General features: G+C 40.0%; 20 protein-coding genes. 9 read left to right on the forward strand and 11 right to left on the reverse strand.

What is annotated here, in order from left to right; genetic code table 11:
- Positions 1-66: 66 nt before the first annotated feature.
- The 3 genes from IQ230_RS26615 to IQ230_RS11400 all read left to right on the forward strand — a co-directional run bounded on the left by IQ230_RS26615 (position 67) and on the right by IQ230_RS11400 (position 3922).
- Positions 67-1380, forward strand: coding sequence for a hypothetical protein (locus IQ230_RS26615; protein WP_228054775.1), 1314 nt, complete (start codon positions 67-69; stop codon positions 1378-1380).
- Positions 1381-1602: 222 nt separating this feature from the next.
- Entirely contained in the window at positions 1603-3120 is a 1518-nt protein-coding gene (locus tag IQ230_RS11395; RefSeq protein WP_193932113.1) for a hypothetical protein, read from the forward strand.
- 130 nt (positions 3121-3250) lie between these two features.
- Positions 3251-3922 (forward strand): OmpA family protein, encoded by a 672-nt coding sequence (locus tag IQ230_RS11400; protein WP_193932114.1) that lies wholly within the window; start codon positions 3251-3253, stop codon positions 3920-3922.
- Between the two features lie 2 nt (positions 3923-3924).
- On the opposite strand, the gene IQ230_RS11405 is transcribed toward IQ230_RS11400, so the two are convergent.
- From IQ230_RS11405 to lgt, 4 genes are all read right to left on the reverse strand, one after another.
- On the reverse strand, positions 3925-4278 hold the full coding sequence (locus tag IQ230_RS11405) for a phenylpyruvate tautomerase MIF-related protein (protein WP_193932115.1): 354 nt from the start codon (positions 4276-4278) through the stop codon (positions 3925-3927).
- A 173-nt stretch (positions 4279-4451) separates the two neighbouring features.
- Positions 4452-4931, reverse strand: a complete 480-nt coding sequence (locus IQ230_RS11410; protein ID WP_193932116.1) for a flavin reductase family protein — start codon at positions 4929-4931, stop codon at positions 4452-4454.
- A gap of 90 nt (positions 4932-5021) precedes the next feature.
- Positions 5022-5813, reverse strand: coding sequence for a precorrin-4 C(11)-methyltransferase (gene cobM / locus IQ230_RS11415; RefSeq protein ID WP_193932117.1), 792 nt, complete (start codon positions 5811-5813; stop codon positions 5022-5024).
- A 35-nt stretch (positions 5814-5848) separates the two neighbouring features.
- A complete protein-coding gene (lgt, locus tag IQ230_RS11420) occupies positions 5849-6706 on the reverse strand; it encodes a prolipoprotein diacylglyceryl transferase (protein ID WP_193932118.1) in 858 nt (285 codons plus the stop codon).
- Positions 6707-6852: 146 nt separating this feature from the next.
- Here lgt and rlmN point away from each other — a divergent pair, with 146 nt between their 5' ends.
- On the forward strand, positions 6853-7929 hold the full coding sequence (gene rlmN, locus IQ230_RS11425) for a 23S rRNA (adenine(2503)-C(2))-methyltransferase RlmN (protein ID WP_193932119.1): 1077 nt from the start codon (positions 6853-6855) through the stop codon (positions 7927-7929).
- 677 nt (positions 7930-8606) lie between these two features.
- Here the strand turns inward: rlmN and uvrC are convergent.
- Complete coding sequence (uvrC, locus tag IQ230_RS11430; RefSeq protein WP_193932120.1) at positions 8607-10505, reverse strand: excinuclease ABC subunit UvrC; 1899 nt, start codon at positions 10503-10505, stop codon at positions 8607-8609.
- A 486-nt stretch (positions 10506-10991) separates the two neighbouring features.
- Here uvrC and IQ230_RS11435 point away from each other — a divergent pair, with 486 nt between their 5' ends.
- Positions 10992-11171 carry a hypothetical protein gene (locus IQ230_RS11435; RefSeq protein ID WP_099701525.1) on the forward strand — a complete coding sequence of 60 codons (180 nt, stop codon included), beginning with the start codon at positions 10992-10994 and terminating at the stop codon, positions 11169-11171.
- 16 nt (positions 11172-11187) lie between these two features.
- Here IQ230_RS11435 and IQ230_RS11440 read toward each other — a convergent pair whose 3' ends face one another.
- The 5 genes from IQ230_RS11440 to IQ230_RS11460 form a co-directional block, all read right to left on the reverse strand.
- Positions 11188-11625 (reverse strand): response regulator, encoded by a 438-nt coding sequence (locus IQ230_RS11440; RefSeq protein ID WP_322742392.1) that lies wholly within the window; start codon positions 11623-11625, stop codon positions 11188-11190.
- Positions 11626-11915: 290 nt separating this feature from the next.
- A complete protein-coding gene (locus IQ230_RS11445; protein WP_193932121.1) occupies positions 11916-13103 on the reverse strand; it encodes an LL-diaminopimelate aminotransferase in 1188 nt (395 codons plus the stop codon).
- A gap of 172 nt (positions 13104-13275) precedes the next feature.
- Complete coding sequence (gene trxA, locus IQ230_RS11450; protein ID WP_193932122.1) at positions 13276-13605, reverse strand: thioredoxin; 330 nt, start codon at positions 13603-13605, stop codon at positions 13276-13278.
- A 170-nt stretch (positions 13606-13775) separates the two neighbouring features.
- Positions 13776-14549: a PspA/IM30 family protein gene (locus IQ230_RS11455; RefSeq protein WP_193932123.1), complete on the reverse strand. Its 774-nt coding sequence runs from the start codon at positions 14547-14549 to the stop codon at positions 13776-13778.
- A 217-nt stretch (positions 14550-14766) separates the two neighbouring features.
- Positions 14767-15486, reverse strand: coding sequence for a PspA/IM30 family protein (locus IQ230_RS11460; protein ID WP_193932124.1), 720 nt, complete (start codon positions 15484-15486; stop codon positions 14767-14769).
- Positions 15487-15633: 147 nt separating this feature from the next.
- Between IQ230_RS11460 and IQ230_RS11465 the strand changes: the two genes are divergently transcribed.
- Both IQ230_RS11465 and IQ230_RS11470 read left to right on the forward strand, forming a co-directional pair.
- Positions 15634-16173 (forward strand): DUF721 domain-containing protein, encoded by a 540-nt coding sequence (locus IQ230_RS11465; protein ID WP_193932125.1) that lies wholly within the window; start codon positions 15634-15636, stop codon positions 16171-16173.
- Positions 16174-16587: 414 nt separating this feature from the next.
- Positions 16588-16908, forward strand: coding sequence for a hypothetical protein (locus tag IQ230_RS11470; RefSeq protein WP_193932126.1), 321 nt, complete (start codon positions 16588-16590; stop codon positions 16906-16908).
- Here the strand turns inward: IQ230_RS11470 and menB are convergent.
- The gene (menB, locus tag IQ230_RS11475) at positions 16887-17717 is read right to left on the reverse strand and encodes a 1,4-dihydroxy-2-naphthoyl-CoA synthase (protein ID WP_099701518.1); all 831 of its coding nucleotides are present in this window, start codon (positions 17715-17717) and stop codon (positions 16887-16889) included. The two genes, IQ230_RS11470 and menB, sit on opposite strands and share 22 nt — an antisense overlap.
- A 204-nt stretch (positions 17718-17921) precedes the next feature.
- Here menB and IQ230_RS11480 point away from each other — a divergent pair, with 204 nt between their 5' ends.
- Both IQ230_RS11480 and IQ230_RS11485 read left to right on the forward strand, forming a co-directional pair.
- Positions 17922-18785 carry a helix-turn-helix transcriptional regulator gene (locus IQ230_RS11480; protein WP_193932127.1) on the forward strand — a complete coding sequence of 288 codons (864 nt, stop codon included), beginning with the start codon at positions 17922-17924 and terminating at the stop codon, positions 18783-18785.
- A 92-nt stretch (positions 18786-18877) separates the two neighbouring features.
- Positions 18878-19249: a nuclear transport factor 2 family protein gene (locus tag IQ230_RS11485; RefSeq protein WP_193932128.1), complete on the forward strand. Its 372-nt coding sequence runs from the start codon at positions 18878-18880 to the stop codon at positions 19247-19249.
- Positions 19250-19264 lie beyond the last annotated feature (15 nt).

Below are 19264 nucleotides of genomic sequence, written 5' to 3' on the forward strand. Positions count from 1 at the left end.
GTAGAAGAATTAAAAGTTTGCTACGAAAAAGATCAAGTTGAACTGAAACAATCTAATTCTGATGAGATGAGTGGTGAAGAAATATTTTCTGAAGAAGATATAGAAGCTTGTTATGAAGCTTTGCTTCCCCAAAGAGAGTATCGTGCGCAAGCTATTCAAATTACTCAAAAAGTTTTAGCATCTGTAGGTGAAGGACAGTCTTTAGCTATTCTTCTTGCTCAAAGTTATCTTAATAAAGATCAACTCAAACGTGAAATTGATCCGACAGTTAATCAATTATTTGGTTCGCGGAGTGCAGATACTGTAGAATCAGTGATTAAGCGCTTCAATCAAAAATATCCCACTTTATCAGAACGTCCAGTTCGACTAGGGCAAATTATCCGCGAAGCTCAACCACTACTACCTCTTAATCTCACCGCGTCCTACTTTCACAATAGTTCTGCCAAGAAGAGTCAACTTATTGGTTTCAAAGATAGTGATGAGCCAGATGTTCAGCAATTCCATGAAATTTTAACAAATAAATTGGCAATTTCTGACAACGAACTTAAGTCAACTCAGAATGAAGACAAAGTTTTACTTGTTACCGAATATGCTGCTTTTCCACTTAGGTTGATTGATGGTTTAGAGAAGCTGAAGAACCATTATGTCAGGCTAAAAAATCAACCAGGTAATGCTCCATTACACAATCATCGAAGTGAAAGCTTTACTGACATTATTCCACCACCGGTTAACGAAATACTAGATTTACAAGACGTTTTCTATCCTTGTCTAGCACTAAATTTAATTCAAACTAATCCAGTAACTCAGCAACTCGAATTTCAATACTTTGATGAGTTACGTGGAGAGTACTACTTTGCTTCTCTCGATCCGGCTTGGAAAAAAGCTTTACAAGAGTTGATCGATCATAAAAGTAAAGCCAAAGCACTGCAAGACTTACTTGATGGAGTCATGCAAGAAATCGAGCAACAACCTAGACAATGGCAAGAATACTATTTACCAAAACTTCGTCAGTTTGTACAACAAGTAGATAGTTTGCCAGATAGTGATGAAAATTATCCTTATCGCTTAAATGTCGTTGGCTCACGCGGAGGTGATTCTGCTACAGCGAAAGAAGGTGTTGTTAACCGCTTCCAAGCACGAATGCAGCAGAAATTTATGGATAAGATATCTAGCAAGAATGGTAATGGAAACAAACCTAATCCTCAAATCTTGACGGGTGAAGTTATGTTGCTTGAACCTTCTGTTGAAATTGAAGATAACAGAACACGACGTCGTTTAGAAATAGAGCGTTTAAAGCAAGATCTTGCTGATGGTATTTTAAATCAAGAAGAGTACGAACAAGAGCGTCAACAAATTATTGCTAAGTATCCTTTGGGCTAGTAATGAAGTGGGTGTTATAGCGATCCTAATTTGAGTTGTAATTTTGGGTTAACGAACCACTTCAGACGCAGAGGAGGACACTTGCGTGCGGTGGTTTCCCCCGTTGAACAAGGTGTCCGTGAACACAGGGAGAAGAATAAAGGGAGGTATTCACAAATGAATTAGGGTTACTGTGTAATTTATTGATTTTTTATAAATGTTTGACTTTTATACTTGACTTATATGCAAAGTTTTATATCTACTTTACCTCCTGTACTATTATTAAGTATAGTTTTGATTATAGTATTACCTTCTTTTGCTACTGTTTTTTTGCGTTTAACTCTTTATGACAAACTTGTTTTTTTAGAAAGTCGTGTGAGAAGACTGATTAATCGCGAGCCAAGAGGAGATCAACCTGAAATTATTAGAGAATTGGAATTACGGTTTAAAGAAGCTAGTTCAAACCTCGATCAAGTTAATACAGCAGCCTTAATTGATCAAGTTTATAGTCAACAAAAAATTGGTTTATTTTCTTACGATCAAATTGAATACTTTTGCCGAGTTTTACCCAATTTACTGTTAGCATTTGGCTTGCTCGGTACTTTTTTAGGCATTACACTAAACTTGAGTCAACTGAGCCAAACAATAACTAGTGTTACACAAAGCAGTAATAATATTGAAAGTTTGTTAAATGACATACAGCAACCTTTGCAAGCAATGAGTGTTGCTTTTGCTACTAGTTTAACTGGAATACTTTTTAGTGCTTTAATAATAGCATTTAATTTAATCAAGAACACAAGTATAGCTAAGTACAAATTAGTTATTTCAATTGAAGATTACTTAGATAATATTTATCAGCCTGAGATTCAAGGAAATCATCGATTAGATCAAGCGGTAGATCGTTTAGTCTTTGAATTTAAAGAATTTTTAGGTAGATTTGGTACAACAGTACGCGATGCGGTAAACTCTTCTCTTGGAGCTAAAATTCAAGAAATTGTGGATGTTAATAAACAGGCTAACGAACTTGCTTGTCGTGTTTACAGTGGATTTCAAGAATCATCTGGAACTCTGGCAAAAAGTGTTGATGATTTTCAAACAACTACAATCAAATTTGCAGAAACAGCACAGGTATTTGAGCAGAGTAATTTTGCTCAACTTCTTGCTGATGCTACAAAAGATTTATACAGTATCCAAAAAAACTTTAATCATTCAACTGAAGTTTTATCTAAATCAGTGGCAACAATTGAATCAGCAGTATTTGAAGTAGTAAATTCTAATCATAAAGTACAAAATGTAGCTGATCAGATTAATCATCACAATCAAAATACAGTTCAAGCTTTAGAACTACATTGGAGTAATCAGCAATCTTTAAATGAAATCATACCGCAATTATATCAAGGCAGTGGAAAGCTCCAATCTGCTGTAGAAACGCTTGATAAAATTCAGCAGAAGAACCTAGATAAAGCAGATAGTTTTGAACGTGTAGAGAATGAACTAAAAACCTTAGCTGAATCTCTTAATAAATATAATCAAGTAGTAGCAGTTCGTTTGAAGAACTTAAGCGATCGCCTAATTAAAAGCATCAGCGATCAATCAAACAATCAACAACAACAAATGCAAGTTGTCTTAGAGAACTTAGCTCACTGTACGAAACATCTCAGCGATACAAAACACGAGAACTACCGTCTAAATAAGCTTTTAGAAAAACAGCTTTTATCAAACAAAAACTATAGTAACCGTCCTCCTATAACCGTTAAATAAAATTATTTTTTATATACTATAGCAATCTTAAATCATTCGTGAGAATTTCTCTTAATTCTTCTCTCTGCGTTCACGGATACTTGCATCTGGAGTGGTTCGTTAACAAATAGTTGAACACTATATAATTAATATGCGGTATTCTAATAAACATAATCAAATACACGAAGAACTGAATATTTGGTCTGCTTTTACAGACTTGATGTCTAATACTTTTATGATAGCTATGTTGTTTTTGCTAGTAGCTATTATAAAAAGCGTAAATACCCAAACACACTTAAGCCAAGCGATTGAAACTCAAAAACAAAATGCACCTCCACCTATTCTAGTCATTGAAGATAAAGGAGCGTATCGTTTTGCTTCAGGTAGCGCAGAAATTCCGGCAATCATGGATCAATACATCAGAAATAAAATTGTTCCTCAAATTGAACAACACACGCAGCAGTATAAAATTAATGTAGTAGAAATTATTGGTCATACTGATGGTCAAGGAAATGGAAGTGTTACTAGCAATCTTGACCAAAACTTAGAAAAAGTAGCAAATGCAACTATACCTGTCAATCAACTAAAAGCAGGTTCTAACGCTGACTTAGGGTTGATGCGGGCACTTGCGGTTGTCCAAGTACTACGTAACATCCAAAAGACGAGTAACCGATTACAAGGCTTGAACTTTAGAGCTTATTCAGCAGCGCAATTAATCTTACCAGATGGTAATTTTGCAACTGTTAATCGTAATCCTGATGCTACCAGGCGACGCATTGAAGTTCGCTTTACTCGACCTGGTGCGCCCATAAAAGTTGAATAAGTTCAACCAAATGTAGAACTATTCCAACCCCACATATAACCTTTTGCGTCGGCAAACTCAATATAAATACGGTTTTTATTTATTCCTAACTCTTGATTAATTTGTTGACAAAACTCTTGACTCATGTTTTTGGTTTGCTCAGGCTTCATTGTACCAACACTTTTAATTTCAATGTAGCAAGCCGGTTCTAAAGTGCCTGCAAAAGTCATTGGTATTCCCGATTCTAATGCTGTCATGACATATGACTCAGGTTTACCTAAATGCTTTGCTAAAGTTGAAGAAAGTCGCTGAAGTAGAGCTTCAACTGTAGACTTCTCTAGCTCATTAATCGATGTCTGAACTTTAATTAATGGCATACTCTTACACTAATTTACTTACGTTGATACATTAATTAATACATCAAATTAAAGTATTATAAAAGCTCGTGCCAATAAACTGCCATTAAGATAGGGTAGAGGAAACCTCCACCCTTTACCATTACTAGTTTTGATTGTTAACTGCTGTCTAGAGGACTCCCTAAACCTGTTAGCTATCCGCCATAGTTCCAACCAGTAGTTTCCAGTCGCAGCGAATCACCTTCACGATGAACACCCGCAGCAATCACTTCGCCAACATAAACTGTATGGTCGCCTTTTTCTACTGCATCAACAACTTGACACTCGATGTAGCCTAGACTATCGGAGATAATTGGACATCCTGTTTCACCAATATAAAATTCTACATCTGCAAATTTGTTGCCAACACGGCGCTGTGGTTGAAAGAACTTTTGGGCGACTTCTTTTTGTGAAGCATCTAGAAAGCTAATAGTAAAGACTCCACTTTTTTTAATCATTTCATGAGATTTGGAATCTTGTTTGACACAATTAACAACTAAAGGCGGTTTAAAGGAAGCTTGCATTAACCAGCTAGCAGTAAATCCATTGACTTCATCTCCGTCTTTTACTCCACATATGTATAAGCCGTGGGGAATTTTCCGCAGTATAGTTTTTTTTGCTTGTTCGTCTAGCAAGGGTTGTTCTCCTATAAAAGCTACATCGCTAAGTTTAACGAACCTTACTAGACGCAGAGAAGACAGAGAGAAGAAGAATGAAAGAGGGTTTTAAGATGCTGTAGACTGGCGTGGGCGGAAGAGGTGAGTGTGTTCAGGGTGATATAAGCGAGAACGGGCTGCAGTTGCTGCGAGTGCAGGACTAATGATGTATAGTGTTGTCCGAATCAGGTTCTCGGCTTGAGTAACTTTTGCCATTTCTTCTAACGTTGTTAGAATGATTTTCTCATCTGACCAACCGACGCGGAAGCAAATTGCGATTGGGGTGTGCGGTGGATAGTGTTCTAAAAGTTGATTTTGGGCTTTGTCTGCATGACGTGCACTTAAATATAAGCAAAGACTAGCTTGATGTGCTGCAAGTGAGGCTAGTTCTTCGGTTTCGGGAACTTCTGTGCGTCCACTAATACGACTCAGGATGATCGTTTGTACACTTCCAGGAATTGTTAGCTCGAAGTTGAGTTTAGCAGCCGCAGCTTGAAAAGCACTAATTCCAGGAATGACTTCACAAGGAATGCTAGCTTCTGCTAGGGCTTGCATTTGTTCGTGAATTGCACTATAGAGACTCGGATCGCCTGATTGGAGTCGCACAACTGATTTATGCGATCGCACCCTTTCTACCATGACAGGCAAAATATCTTCTAAAGTTTTATTCGCCGTTCGGATGATTTCTGCATCTGAGCGACAATACTGTAAAATCTCGCGCGGTACAAGCGAATCAGCAAATAATATGACATCAGCCTGTGCCAGAATCTTTTGTGCTTTAATCGTCAGTAAATCAGGATCGCCTGGACCAGCACCTACAAGATAAACTTTTGGTGATAGCGGTAGTATCGAGTCAGTCATAGATAAAAATTGAGTAGAGTCTTGATTCTACTACCTCACCCCTCACCCCTTACCTCTTCTACCACATCAGGTAAGGCACGTTTATAAACGTACAGCCACACCAAGCCTGCTAATCCGATTGCGATTCCTGTTAAACTCACTATTTGTGCCATGCGTAGCGATCCTAGCATTAAGCTATCAGTACGTAACCCTTCAATCCAAACTCTTCCAAGGCTGTAGGTAACGAGATAGGTTAGAAATAGCGTACCAGTTTTTAAACGTTGCTTACCCCGCACATCTCTCACAAATAGAGTTATCAACAATGCGAATACCATCAAATTCCACAGAGATTCATACAAAAAGGTGGGATGGAAGTAAGCAAAATTGGCAAGTTCTGGCGGACGCATTTGCGGAGGAATATACAATCCCCAAGGCAAATTTGTCGGACTACCAAAAGCTTCAGAGTTGAAAAAATTACCCCAACGTCCGATTGCCTGTCCTAAAATTAGCGATGGCGCAACTAAATCGGCTAACTGCCAAAAGGAAACTTGCCGAATGCGTGCAAAAATTAAAGCGGCAAGCAAACCACCTATAATCGCTCCATGAATTGCAATACCACCTTGCCAAATCGCAATAATTCGTTCTGGATTTTGGGCATATTCTGACCACTCAAACAAAACATAGTACAAACGAGCAGCAGGAATTGCCCCGATCACTAACCAAATAGCCAAGTCACCAATCAAATCAGGATTGACTTTGCGTTGCTTGGCAAGATACTGGGAAAGTGTAATTCCAATCAATACGGCTGAAGCGATTAGTAAGCCATACCAGCGAATTGTGATTGGTCCAATATTGATGAAAATGGGGCCAGGAGAAGCAAACTGAAATGCTAGAGGAGGAATAGCTAGTGTCATTAGCAACACTTTGAATTAGTTGTTACTAGATCATCATAAGAGGAGCGAGGGAAGTTGCCATCCTAAGTAGTGAAATTACGTTAATGTCGTATATGTCGAACTACAGCTATTGCAATAACAAGCTTGTTGCAATCTAAAATTTAATTATGGGTAGTAAAAGTATTGACCGTGAGTTAGAAACAGCTACACTTACAACACAACAAAAGTATTTAAATTCTCCACTACTAGGTTTAAGTTTATCTGAGTTGACTGACTGGGTAGTTTCCCAAGGACAACCCGCCTATCGCGGACGACAGTTATACGAATGGATTTACAAAAAAGGCGTGCGATCGCTGAGTGATATTTCTGTGTTTCCTAAAACATGGCGTTGTGCGGTTGCTGATGTTACAATCGGGCGATCGCAAATTCACTATCGTTCTGTTGCACCGGATGAAACTGTAAAATATCTCTTACAATTAGCTGATGGAAAAATCGTTGAAACTGTTGGTATTCCTACCGACAAGCGTTTAACAGTTTGTGTATCTACGCAAGTTGGGTGCCCGATGGCATGTGATTTTTGCGCTACGGGGAAAGGCGGCTTCATGCGAAATTTAGCCGTTCATGAAATTATCGATCAAGTTCTCACAGTTCAAGAAGACTTTCAACGACGTGTCAGTCATATTGTGTTTATGGGTATGGGTGAACCGTTACTTAATACTTCCAATGTCGTCGCAGCGATCAAATCGCTCAATCAAGATGTCGGTATTGGGCAGCGCTGGATGACCCTTTCTACTGTTGGCATTCCTGGACATATCTTACGCTTGGCACAGCATCAACTACAGGTAACGCTTGCGGTTAGCCTTCATGCTGCTAATCAAGCGTTGCGAGAAAAACTGATTCCGAGTGCACGTCAATACCCATTAGAGAATTTAATTGATGAGTGCCGCCAATACGTCAAAATAACAAGTCGCCGAATTACTTTTGAATACATTCTTCTTGCTGGAGTTAATGATAGTACAAAACAAGCAGCCGAGTTAGCTCAGCTGCTACGAGGTTTTCAAACTCACGTTAACTTAATCCCTTACAACCCCATTCGAGAAGCGACCTATCAACGTCCCAGTTTTCGAGGAATTCAAGCTTTCGTTGACGTCTTGCATCAACATCAGATTGCGGTTAGCGTGCGTTACTCGCGTGGTTTGGAGGCTGATGCTGCTTGTGGACAACTGCGGACAACGCAATTTTAAACGACGTGCGTCAACACCTGGAGCGTAAGCTTCTACCACTTTACCTGTTTCAGCACAAGTCACCATCAAGTAATCGCAGCAAGAACATTGTGTCCGAATCAAACGACTTTGGGTAATATGATGGCGTTCGCCCTCACTACCGCAATTAGGACACCGAATTTTTTGTACAAGCATTTTAAACCTCTTGAAGCAAGCAATTTTTAAAAAAAGAGAATTAAACTCGGCACTCAATGAATATACAGGATTAAACAAAAAGCAACAAATCTTAAATTATTAGATAAATCACCCTCTATCCCTTTAAGAAATAGGCTTTCTCTATATCTAGCTTGCCATTTTAGAAGGGAAGTTGTCATATAACTTTAGGGATAGAAAATAATAAAAAAAACTCGAAATTACTTTTGTTTTTGCTGATCCCCAATATCATTTCTTTTGTATTGTACTGGTTTAATCTAATTTCGGTAGAGATTTAACTTTAATTAAATTATTTAGTAAAGAGTGTTATCTATATTACAAAACAATCTCTAATTTGCCTTATAGTGGCGCTTTCCCTGTCTATCTTTAATATTTACTTAAGAATTCGGTTCTGTCTTAAGATAGATTAACTAGTCATAAAAAACTGAGAAGGCTGATGTCCTGAACATCAGCACTTATCAAAAATACAGCAGTTATTTTCTACCTTAAGAAGGATGAAAATAAGCATAAATTTCTTGTGCCAGGTGGGAACCAATACCTGGTGCATCTGCTAATTGCTCAGGGGTAGCTTGACGAATGTAGTCAATTGAGCGGAAATGAGCTAAAAGCTGCTTTTGGCGGTGATACCCCAAACCAGGAATTTCGTCTAAGCGCGATCGCCGTAACTTGTCACTCCGCTGTTGACGATGAAATGTTACAGCAAAGCGGTGTGCTTCATCGCGTAGTCGTCGCAAAAGTTGTACTCCTGGTTGTTCAGCTTCGGTGAATAAAGGCTGCGATTCACCTGGTAAGAAAATTTCTTCGCGCTGCTTAGCAAGGCTGACGACCCGCAATTCATCCATCAAATTCATTTCTTGCAATACAGCTACAACTGAGGATAGCTGTCCCTTACCACCATCAATCATTACAAGATCGGGCCAATCAGGATTTCCTGCACGTTGTAATTGCGGATCTGCGGCATATTTACGAAAACGTCGCTGAATCACTTCTGCAAGACTAGCAAAATCATCTGAGTGACCAGATGTGACTGTCGGATTCTTAATTTTATAGTGGCGATAGTACTGCTTTGCTGGTAAACCATCAACAAAAACAACTTGAGACGCTACAGCATTTGAGCCTTGAATATGAGAAATATCGTAACCTTCAATGCGGTGTGGTAAATCAGGTAAATCAACAATGGCTGCAAGATCCTCCATTGCTTGCGTATTGCGATCGCTCAATTTCTGTGTTCGTTCTAATTCATATTCCGCATTACGTTCTACCATCTCAACCAATTCAGCTTTAACCGCCCGCTGCGGCGCAACAATCGTCACTTTCCTTCCTTTGCGATCGCTCAACACAGTTGCTAACATTTCGGCATCGAGTAACTCGTGTTGCACCACAATTTCGATGGGAATCTCGACTGAATCAGCAGTTTGGTAATGTTCCTCTAAAACTCGCTGTAGAATTGCTCCAGGTTCAGCATGAGCATCTGCAACAAATCCTAAACGTCCTACTAATTGTCCCGCACGAATCTGAAATAGCTGGACACAAGCAAGTTTGTCATCTGCGGCGAGGGCGATCGCATCGCGCGATACAGTATCATCGGGCAACGATACCTTTTGTTCTGCACCTAGGGACTTTAACCCAGTAATTTGGTCGCGAATTCGGGCTGCTGATTCAAAATTCAGTGCTTCTGCTGATTTGTGCATTTGTTGGGTGAGAATATCAATCAGTTCTTGAGTTCTGCCCTGAAATACCATTGCTACCTTTTGGACAGTTTTACGGTATTCTTCAGGAGAAATTAACTGTTGACATACCCCAGGGCAGCGCCCTAAATCGTAGTTGAGACACGGGCGATCTTTAAATAGTGGTTGGGGGCGTTGTCGCAAAGCAAAAATTCGTTTGGACAGACGCAGAATAGTGCGTAACAACCGCGAGTCAGTGTAGGGACCATAAAATTTATCTTCTTTTTTACCTTGACGGCGGTTGCGCGTGATGAAAATGCGGGGATATTCTTCTGACCAAGTAATACAAACATAGGGATACTTCTTATCGTCTTTGAGTAAGACGTTGAAATACGGCTGGTGCTGCTTGATTAAGTTGGCTTCCAGGGCTAGAGCTTCGGTTTCAGTATCCGTGACTATAAATTCAATTTCAGTGACTTGCCGCACCATCATCGCGATGCGATCGCTCAACTTCTGTGATTCCCGAAAATAAGAGCGCACCCGCGATCGCAGTTTCCGTGATTTACCGATATACATAATGCGATCGCTGGCATCACGCATCAAATAGACACCTGGCTCGGCAGGAATTTCTTTTAAACGCTGTGCCAAACGTTCTGGTTCTTTGACGAGTGGCAGTGTTTTTGTGACTGGTGATTCTGACAGTGTATCCGATGTCATTGTTAATCAGAGAATTGAAAATTCGTTAAATTACACCTTTGACTAGTGAGAGAAGCTTTATCTGTTTCAATCTGAAAAATTTGTAATGTTACTTACTAAGGGACGATGACAGCTTGTAGAATCTCAAAAAGCTTGAGAAATAATTTTTGACCGCTGAACCTTGATTCATAATCTTAATAGTTGGCATTTTTAGTTGAATTATGCAGATCTACTGATCTTTCTACATCAATCCTAGGGCGAACCACAGCATTTTGTTATTCAGTTTTTTTAGTGATACTACTGATTTTAATTTAAGTTATGGTTTGATATAATACTTGAAAACTTTGCGTTTAAAGTTGCCATCAAATTCAGGCTTGCAAACATGAAATTATCGCAAGTAGGAGCAAGTAAGACTGACATTTTTATTGCTAGAGCATAGATTAGTATCTAGACACTAAAATATAAACTTTTATACTTGTAAGTTTCACTACTACCTAAAGCATAGCCATGAATTTGGAAGAATTTGAGTCTCAATATCGCAGCACGATTGATCGCAGTCTCAATCAACTGCAAACAACAGTTTTATTACTGGCACAACTAGAAGCAAATATTGCTAGTGTTAGCAAAGATTTGCAGAACCTTAGCCAAACAGTAGAAGAGTTTATTAGCGAACAGAAAACAAAATAGCAGAAAATCAACTATTCTATTGATTGAAAGCAGATAATTCTTCTTTAATAGCCTGTTTTAACTCAGTCAGATTCACTGGCTTAACAAAATACCTCGTTGCTCCTAACCTCAATGCACGTTGTTGATCTGCACTGAAAGCAAAGGCAGAAACAACAAATATGGGAAGATGCCGCCAGTCGCTTCTTTGCTGAATTTTCTCAAGTAAGCTATATCCATCAATATCTGGTAACTTCAGATCCAACAAAATAAGTTGGGGTTGAAACTCTGTCATTTTTTGAAAAAAGCAAGTGCCATCGGCTAAGCTTAATATCTCATAGCCGCAAAAACTTAAGTAATCATCAAGCATTTGGCGATTCAAATCATTATCCTCTACGATAAGAATTTTGGTACGGGTAGTAGAGGATGGGATTACGGCACCTGTGTCATCTGTAGAACTTTGTTGTTCGCTGCTCACAAGTTTTTTTGGGATATAGTGGTTTCTAACCGTAACATTTATGAAAAGATTTCTCCTTGTGTCATAGAATTAGCATGTTTTCTTGAAAATTTATTGAGTACAAAAAAACATTTATTATTTTTTATCTTTATTCAACAGTTATATACCTAAAAAAATGGAAAGGCTACATATCAGCAAAAATACTTTTTCTAGCAAGATAACTCCTGATAAGTGCGATTAGCAAAGTAAATATAGCAACGTATTACATTGCTCATTGCATAGCTAAGCATTTATTATTCAACACGACAAGTTTAAGGAGAATGTAGAAACATCTCAATTCGCTCAACAGCTGTTTCTAATATAGTTGGGTCATGTACTAAAGCAAATCGGACATAACCTTCACCAAATTTACCAAAGCCAGCACCAGGAGAGGCAGCGACGCCTGTAGCTTCAACAAGTTGAGTACAAAACTTAATCGAATTGTCTTGTGATTTAGGTAGCTTTGCCCAGACATACATTGTGGCATCTGGAGTAGGCACTTGCCAGTTGATGCGATGCAAAGCATTGACAAATGCATCGCGGCGCTGACGGAAAGTATCGACTACTGTTGCAACTTGAGTTTGCGAACCAGTTAAAGCAGCGATCGCGCCGTTTAAAATTCCGCGATATTGGTTAAAATCAACTGCAGCCTTGACTTGGCGTAATGCTCGAATTAGCTTGGCATTACCGATTGCATACCCAACACGAAAACCGCCCATATTATATGATTTCGAGAGTGTAAAAAACTCAATCGATACAGATTTTTCGAGATCGGCTTGGAAAATTGAGGGTGCTAGAGATTGGGAATTTTGACTTCCTTGGGTAAAAACGAGATCGACATAAGGAAAGTCGTGAACTAAGACAAGATTATGCTGTTGGCAAAACGCAACAGCTTCTTGGAAGAATACCAAAGGAGCGATCGCACTTGTGGGATTATGGGGATAGCTTAGTACCATCATCCGTGATTGTGCGAGTACGGGAGAGGGAATATCTGCAAATACTGGTAAAAATTCGTTTTCTTCCCGTAATGGCATCGGGTAAACTTGACCACTTGCTAAGTAGACACCACCAGCGTGTGAAGGATAGCCAGGATCGAGTAACAAAGCAAAATCACCTGGATTTAATACTGCAAGTGGTAAATGCGCCGTACCCTCTTGGGAACCAATTAACGGTAGTACTTCGGTTTCTGGATCGACAAGAATCCCAAATTTTTGAGTATACCAACTTGCGGCAGCTTCCCGAAATGCACGAGTACCGTGAAACAGCAAATAACCATGAGTGTTGCGATCTGGTAAAGATTGAGCGATCGCATCAAGAACATGAGGGGCGGCTGGAAGATCTGAAGATCCTAACGACAAGTCAATTAAGTCTTTTCCTGCTGCGGCTGCCCTTGCCTTTGCCTGATCCATATCTGCAAAGACATTTGCTTGGAGATATTCTAAACGCTTGGCAAACTCCATATCGTTTCAAAGTTTTGAGTTTTGAGTTTTAAGTTTTGAGTTAACTCTGTACAAATTGAATTTTCTTTTGGACTTGATAACTCATAATTTTGAGGCTTTATACCAGTTGTGAAGCTATTTATCTTTAATTCATCATTATGTCCACAGCAATGATTGCGGTGTTGATCTAGCCTTAGGCAGACAGGTGAGTTTCTAAAATGTCGATCAATTTTTGTTTGGGAATAACTCCCTCGGTAGCTTCTAGCACTTGCTGATCTTGAAATAGTCGCAGTGCCGGTACACCTTCAACTTGATACTGCTTGACAGTTTCAGGGTTGGGGTCTACTTCCATTTTGACAACTTTCAGGCGATCGCTATAAGTTGTTGCTGCCCAATCAATTGTTGGCGACATTAAACGACAAGGACCACACCAGGAAGCCCAAAAGTAAACTAATACTGGCTGGTTTGTTTGCAAAACTTCGGTTTCAAATTCTTGATCTGATATTGTAGTGACGCTGCTCATGGCGTTATTCTTCAAACAAAATTACTGACTACAGTATTTTGACTTGTTTTGCAGCTTTACAAACATTGTAGAAGACAAAATTTGACAAGTGCGGTAGCTAAGCCCTGATTGTTCCTTTGCATCAAGGTATCTATCAAGGCTTACATCTTATCAAGTTAATAATTACTGATTTAGAGTTGATCTAGTTGTTTTTTCAATTCTTCCAAATCGGCGTCAACTGGCTCAGATTGAGATTTAGAGGGCTGTTCTGATGGTGGTAGTGATTGTTGCGGTGAAGAACCTTCTGGGAGGGACATTTGCGCTTTGAGGGCTGCTAATTCATCATCAACATCACTTCCTGCTTCTAGCGCGGCAAACTGACTTTCAAGATTATCTGTTGCTAACTCAGCCGCTGATTGGGCGCGGGCTTCTTGCAACATGACTTTTTCTTCCATTCGCTCAAAGGCTGCCGAGGCACTACTTGTTCCCATTCTGCCAACAGCGCCTTGAAGTTGCTCTTGTGCTTTAGCGGCACTAATGCGTGCCTTGAGCATATCTTTTTTCGTTTTTGCTTCAGAAATTTTACTTTCTAAAGCAATTAAGTTTTTCTTAAGCGTGTCAATTTGACCTGTTTGCTGATCTAAACTACCGCGTAAGGCATTGGCAGTTTCTGCATAATTTTTTTTGCGCTCAAGTGCTTGGCGTGCTAAATTTTCATCGCCTTTTTGCAGGGCTAGTTGGGCATTGCGCTGCCACTTATTTGCTTCATTCTGAGCTTGATTATATTGTTGCTCAGTGCGTTTTTGTGCTGCGATCGCCTGGGCGACACTCTGACGTAGTTGAACCAAGTCTTCCTGCATTTCCAGCAGTGACTGTTCCAACATCTTTTCTGGGTCTTCAGCTTTGCTAACCATGTCGTTGAGGTTAGATTTGACAACCCGACTGATCCGATCAAATAATCCCATAACTTTGTTCTCTTAAGGTGTGCAAGATAGGTTGAGGTTATAACGTGGTGCAATACTATGTTATTTAGTTCAACACCGAAATTAAAAGAGCTTCTCTTTTATCTTAGGTAATGGGCAATGAAGAGCAGACAAAGCTATTTACCAATTACCAGTCACCAGTTACCGATTACCAGCCTTTAAGTTAATTTGCTTTCACTTGCTTAATTTATACAAAATGCTATTCCCTACGCTTGATATCTCTATCTTTAGTAGGATCAGGTAACTGAGGCAAATTTGGCGTTCCTGTAAGCTGTGCTTTCATTTGCGCGAGTTCATCATCAATATCATCACCTGCTGCGAGAGTATCAAATTGTTTTTGTAAATCGTCGGTTCCCATTTCGGCGATCAGATCTGACTGGGCTTCGAGTTGCATGACTTTTTCTTCCATGCGCTCAAAAGCTCCTAATGATTTACTAGTATTAACTCCGCCTAGGGTTTCATTGAGTCTTGCTGTTGCTTGTGCAGAACGCGCCCGCGCAATGTACATATCTTTTTTAGTTTTTGCCTCAGATATTTTGCTTTCTAGCGTCTGCATATCCTTTTTCATGCGAGCTACTATTGAATTTTGCTGTTCAATTTGCGCTTGCATAGCGGTGGCAGTTTCTTGGTAAGACTTGCGCTTTGTCAAGGCTTCGCGGGCTAAGGTATCATTTCCTTGTTGTAATGCTAGTTGAGCGCGACGATACCATTCTTCAGCAGTAAATTCTGCTTGTTGTGCCTGGCGTTCTGTGCGTTTTTGCGTGGCGATCGCACTTGCTACCGCTTGTCGCAGTTGTACCAGATCGTCCTGCATCTGTGAGACTGTTTGCTCTAAAATTTTTTCTGGATCTTCTGCATTACTTACTAAAGAATTGACATTCGCTCTAAATACCCGCCCGATGCGGTCAATCAGTCCCATGATGGCTCTCCATTTGGTTACAAAAGCTGCATCTTGCCCGTTCCGACCGCAACTCACCAAATTGGTAACATCTTAGTCGGAGTATTAGAATCATGGTATCGTACCTTCTCTCTCCTAACCTCCACCTCTTAGCACCTAGACTCAAAAATGTCTTTCAAATCCCTTGAGCAACTCGTGGGTGCTTTCATTGAGCAAACTGCTTGGCACGAGCAACCTTTGCAACGTGTTACCAAATGTTGGTCTGATGTTGTTGGTGTTGCAGTTGCATCACATACGCGACCGCTTTCGATTCAACGCAATATACTGTGGGTGGCAACATCTAGCGCGGCTTGGGCGCAAACTCTCACTTTTGAACGCCAGCGCATCTTAACGAAACTAAATCCTTATTTGCTAGATCCCTTAACCGATATTCGTTTTTCTACAGCAGGATGGCAGCGATCGCAAGTAGATAAAAAAGATACTCCAGCAAAAAACAATCACCCTAGCTATGTTGTCACAGTGGGTAGTCGTAAAAATAAAGCGCAGGCTGCTATTCAAAATCCGCGTGCTGCGTTTCAACATTGGCAAGAGACGACGCGATCGCGATCGCAAGGGCTACCACTTTGTCCTCAATGTCAATGCCCTACTCCACATGGAGAACTACAGCGATGGGAAGTATGCTCTTTTTGTGCTGCTAAAAGATGGTAAACAACTAATCAAATCAATCAATTAGCTTAGTTATTAAGTTTTTGGACAATTCAATATTAAGCCTTCTATCAATTAAACTTAAAAATGTCAATGCCGTAGTTACTGGAAAATACATCTTACCTCATAGTATTTATCTAAATCTATCCATATTTATACTGATTTTTAATAAATTGTATCTGAGTTCGCAAAGCAATTTATTTTGTTTCTTGCTGATCCCTTGGTTGTTTTAATCAAAAGCTATAGCCTTTCACTCATACATTTGTATCGCAATATAACAAGAATATAAAGAAAACATGAATTTTCTGATTTATGAAAATAGCCGAAAGCTATACCAATTAATCATTTGCTAGCTTTAAGGATTTTTTATATAGCGGCACAATAACAGGCGATGGACAATTGCTAAACAGCATTCCTATGAAAAATGTAAATCCAACTTCTGCCTGTCGCTACTGTCGCTACTATCAACCAGAAGGAAGGCGTGGTGGGTGTTGTCAAATGTTGGGAGCACCAGTTCAAGGAAGTTGGAAAGCTTGTGAATTATCACTTCCAGCTTTTGCCCCCTCGTGGGATATTAAGAAAGTTATGATTGTGCCCGATGAGCCAGCACTTGTGCCTAAACCATCGACAATATTTTGTGAATCCAACCATACTTCATTAGAACCAAGTCGACATTTTCTTTCCCTCACTCCTCATCCCACACCCCTCACCCCTTCTCAAGGTAGCCAAGGGTATTGACGAAAATCGGGTTTGCGCTTTTCTAAGAAAGCTTGTTTTCCTTCGGCTCCTTCTTCAGTCATGTAGTAGAGTAAAGTTGCGTTTCCGGCAAGTTCTTGTAAACCAGCTTGACCGTCACAATCAGCATTGAATGCAGCTTTGAGACAGCGAATTGCGATCGGGCTTTTTTCTAGAATTTCATTTGCCCATTGAATTCCTTCGGCTTCTAATTGTTCTACAGGCACAACGCAGTTAACTAAACCCATTTCTAGTGCTTGGGCTGCGGTGTATTGGCGACAAAGAAACCAAATCTCTCGTGCTTTTTTTTGTCCCACAACGCGGGCGAGGTAACTTGCACCAAATCCGCCATCAAAGCTACCGACTTTAGGCCCTGTTTGACCAAAAACTGCGTTATCCGCAGCGATTGTTAAGTCACAAATCAGATGTAGTACGTGTCCGCCACCGATCGCATACCCAGCCACAAGGGCAATGACGACTTTCGGCATCGAACGAATTAAACGCTGTAAATCTAATACATTTAACCGAGGCACGCCATCATCATCGACATATCCTGCAGTTCCTCTGACACTTTGATCGCCCCCCGCACAAAACGCATATTTTCCATCCGTATGTGGTCCTGCACCCGTAAATAAAACAACACCAATACTCGTATCTTCACGCGCATCAACAAAAGCATCGTAAAGTTCAAACACAGTTTTGGGACGAAACGCATTCCGCTTGTGCGGACGATTGATTGTAATTTTGGCGATACCGTCAGTTTTGTGATAAAGGATATCTTCGTAGGTTTTAGCCGTTTGCCAGTTTTGCATAAAGTGTGCGATCGCGCTTCCAGTTTGAGAATTTTAACGCAGGTTCTGTTAGTTAAGTGCCTTTATTATGCCTTCAGTCGAAATAGTATAAAACTTACGCAAGAGTCGTTTAAGTTGAAATAATGTATTAGCTGAAACTTATCTTTAAGCATTCATCACTAAACTGGAGCATAATTTATCAATAGAATAGGTTGAATGAGAGATATGCAACAGCCTATGCATGAGGAAATTAGTACTGCATCCTCTCGGCTTTGCTTAGGCAAAGCAACGCTCGATAGTTTCGTTGTTGAGCATTTTCAACAACCCGCCTATGAGCTACCAGAAACCTGTTTACTGACGGAACACAGAATCATCCTCAACCTTGGCAATCCCTACAATGTGGAACAGTGGTACGACGGATATTATCAGCAAAATCAGATGGACACGGGAAACTTTACGGTTTTGCCGATAGGGATGAGTCGCCGAGTCATTTGGGATCGACCGATTGAATTTCTACTTCTGCATTTAGAGCCTGTTTATATGCAGCAAATGGTATTAGATTTAAGCGATCGCCATCAGTTGGAATTAATACCTCACTATAAACGTCAAGATTCTCTCATTCATCAAATTGGTTTAGCGTTAAAAACCGAATTACAAAGCCAAGGTTTGGGAGGAAAGCTTTATCTTGAATCGATGATGGCAACTTTAACAATACAACTTTTAAGACATCACGCGCATTGGACATCACTCACGCCAACTCCAGGCGGTTTTTCCAATTATCAGTTACGGCAAATCATTAATTACATTCATAGTAATCTTGAGCAAGAATTGAGCCTTGACGAGCTAGCAAGTATTGCACAGATAAGCAAGTATTATCTCATTCGACTATTCAAACGAGCAATGGGAGTTACATTACATCGATATGTAACCACCTGCCGTATTGAAAAAGCTAAACAGCTATTAGCTCAGCGAAACTTGTCAATTGTCGAAATTTGCCATCTCGTTGGATTTCAAAGCCAAAGTCACTTCACTGATCTGTTTCATCGCTACATTGGTGTTACACCGAAAGTCTACCGAGACAGTTTGTAAGTTGTGCAAGATCCCGACAAATTTTGCAATAACTCGCAAGACATGAGCGCGTAAGATCAGTATCCTCTTAAGAGATCTTCTGATTCTGAGAAATGAATGCAAATCGAGAAGCAGACGAACGCGAACTGAAAACCTTATATACAGCCTTCCTCAATGCTATTCTTCAGCACGATCTAGCCACTCTTGAGCAAGACTTACCGGATGATTTTCTCAGTGTTTTTCCAAACGGTCATGTTGCAAATAAAGCAATGGAATTGGAGAACGCTAAAACTGTAGAGCTTGAATCATTTAGCACAGATGAACTGCAAGTGTATTGGTACGGAGATAGCGTTGCTATTCTCAATTTTCGCTTGTCCTTAACGTTCAAAGGACAAAAAACAAAACAGGTGCGTGACTCTCATGTATATCTAAGGCGGAATGGACGCTGGCAAATGATTTTAGGGCAAACAACTCCCATCTTGTAATACTGAGCATCCTAC

Origin of the sequence: Gloeocapsopsis crepidinum LEGE 06123 (assembly GCF_015207655.1) — a bacterium.
Taxonomy (GTDB): Bacteria; Cyanobacteriota; Cyanobacteriia; order Cyanobacteriales; family Chroococcidiopsidaceae; genus Gloeocapsopsis; species Gloeocapsopsis crepidinum.

What these genes read in the sequence shown, in the direction of transcription:
- IQ230_RS26615 (WP_228054775.1), top strand. Translation starts at nt 67, where the DNA reads ATGAGTGGTGAAGAAATATTTTCTGAAGAAGATATAGAAGCTTGTTAT.
- IQ230_RS11395 (WP_193932113.1), top strand. Translation starts at nt 1,603, where the DNA reads ATGCAAAGTTTTATATCTACTTTACCTCCTGTACTATTATTAAGTATA.
- IQ230_RS11400 (WP_193932114.1), top strand. Translation starts at nt 3,251, where the DNA reads ATGCGGTATTCTAATAAACATAATCAAATACACGAAGAACTGAATATT.
- IQ230_RS11405 (WP_193932115.1), bottom strand. Translation starts at nt 4,278, where the DNA reads ATGCCATTAATTAAAGTTCAGACATCGATTAATGAGCTAGAGAAGTCT.
- cobM (WP_193932117.1), bottom strand. Translation starts at nt 5,813, where the DNA reads ATGACTGACTCGATACTACCGCTATCACCAAAAGTTTATCTTGTAGGT.
- lgt (WP_193932118.1), bottom strand. Translation starts at nt 6,706, where the DNA reads ATGACACTAGCTATTCCTCCTCTAGCATTTCAGTTTGCTTCTCCTGGC.
- rlmN (WP_193932119.1), top strand. Translation starts at nt 6,853, where the DNA reads ATGGGTAGTAAAAGTATTGACCGTGAGTTAGAAACAGCTACACTTACA.
- uvrC (WP_193932120.1), bottom strand. Translation starts at nt 10,505, where the DNA reads ATGACATCGGATACACTGTCAGAATCACCAGTCACAAAAACACTGCCA.
- IQ230_RS11435 (WP_099701525.1), top strand. Translation starts at nt 10,992, where the DNA reads ATGAATTTGGAAGAATTTGAGTCTCAATATCGCAGCACGATTGATCGC.
- IQ230_RS11445 (WP_193932121.1), bottom strand. Translation starts at nt 13,103, where the DNA reads ATGGAGTTTGCCAAGCGTTTAGAATATCTCCAAGCAAATGTCTTTGCA.
- trxA (WP_193932122.1), bottom strand. Translation starts at nt 13,605, where the DNA reads ATGAGCAGCGTCACTACAATATCAGATCAAGAATTTGAAACCGAAGTT.
- IQ230_RS11455 (WP_193932123.1), bottom strand. Translation starts at nt 14,549, where the DNA reads ATGGGATTATTTGATCGGATCAGTCGGGTTGTCAAATCTAACCTCAAC.
- IQ230_RS11460 (WP_193932124.1), bottom strand. Translation starts at nt 15,486, where the DNA reads ATGGGACTGATTGACCGCATCGGGCGGGTATTTAGAGCGAATGTCAAT.
- IQ230_RS11465 (WP_193932125.1), top strand. Translation starts at nt 15,634, where the DNA reads ATGTCTTTCAAATCCCTTGAGCAACTCGTGGGTGCTTTCATTGAGCAA.
- IQ230_RS11470 (WP_193932126.1), top strand. Translation starts at nt 16,588, where the DNA reads ATGAAAAATGTAAATCCAACTTCTGCCTGTCGCTACTGTCGCTACTAT.
- menB (WP_099701518.1), bottom strand. Translation starts at nt 17,717, where the DNA reads ATGCAAAACTGGCAAACGGCTAAAACCTACGAAGATATCCTTTATCAC.
- IQ230_RS11480 (WP_193932127.1), top strand. Translation starts at nt 17,922, where the DNA reads ATGCAACAGCCTATGCATGAGGAAATTAGTACTGCATCCTCTCGGCTT.
- IQ230_RS11485 (WP_193932128.1), top strand. Translation starts at nt 18,878, where the DNA reads ATGAATGCAAATCGAGAAGCAGACGAACGCGAACTGAAAACCTTATAT.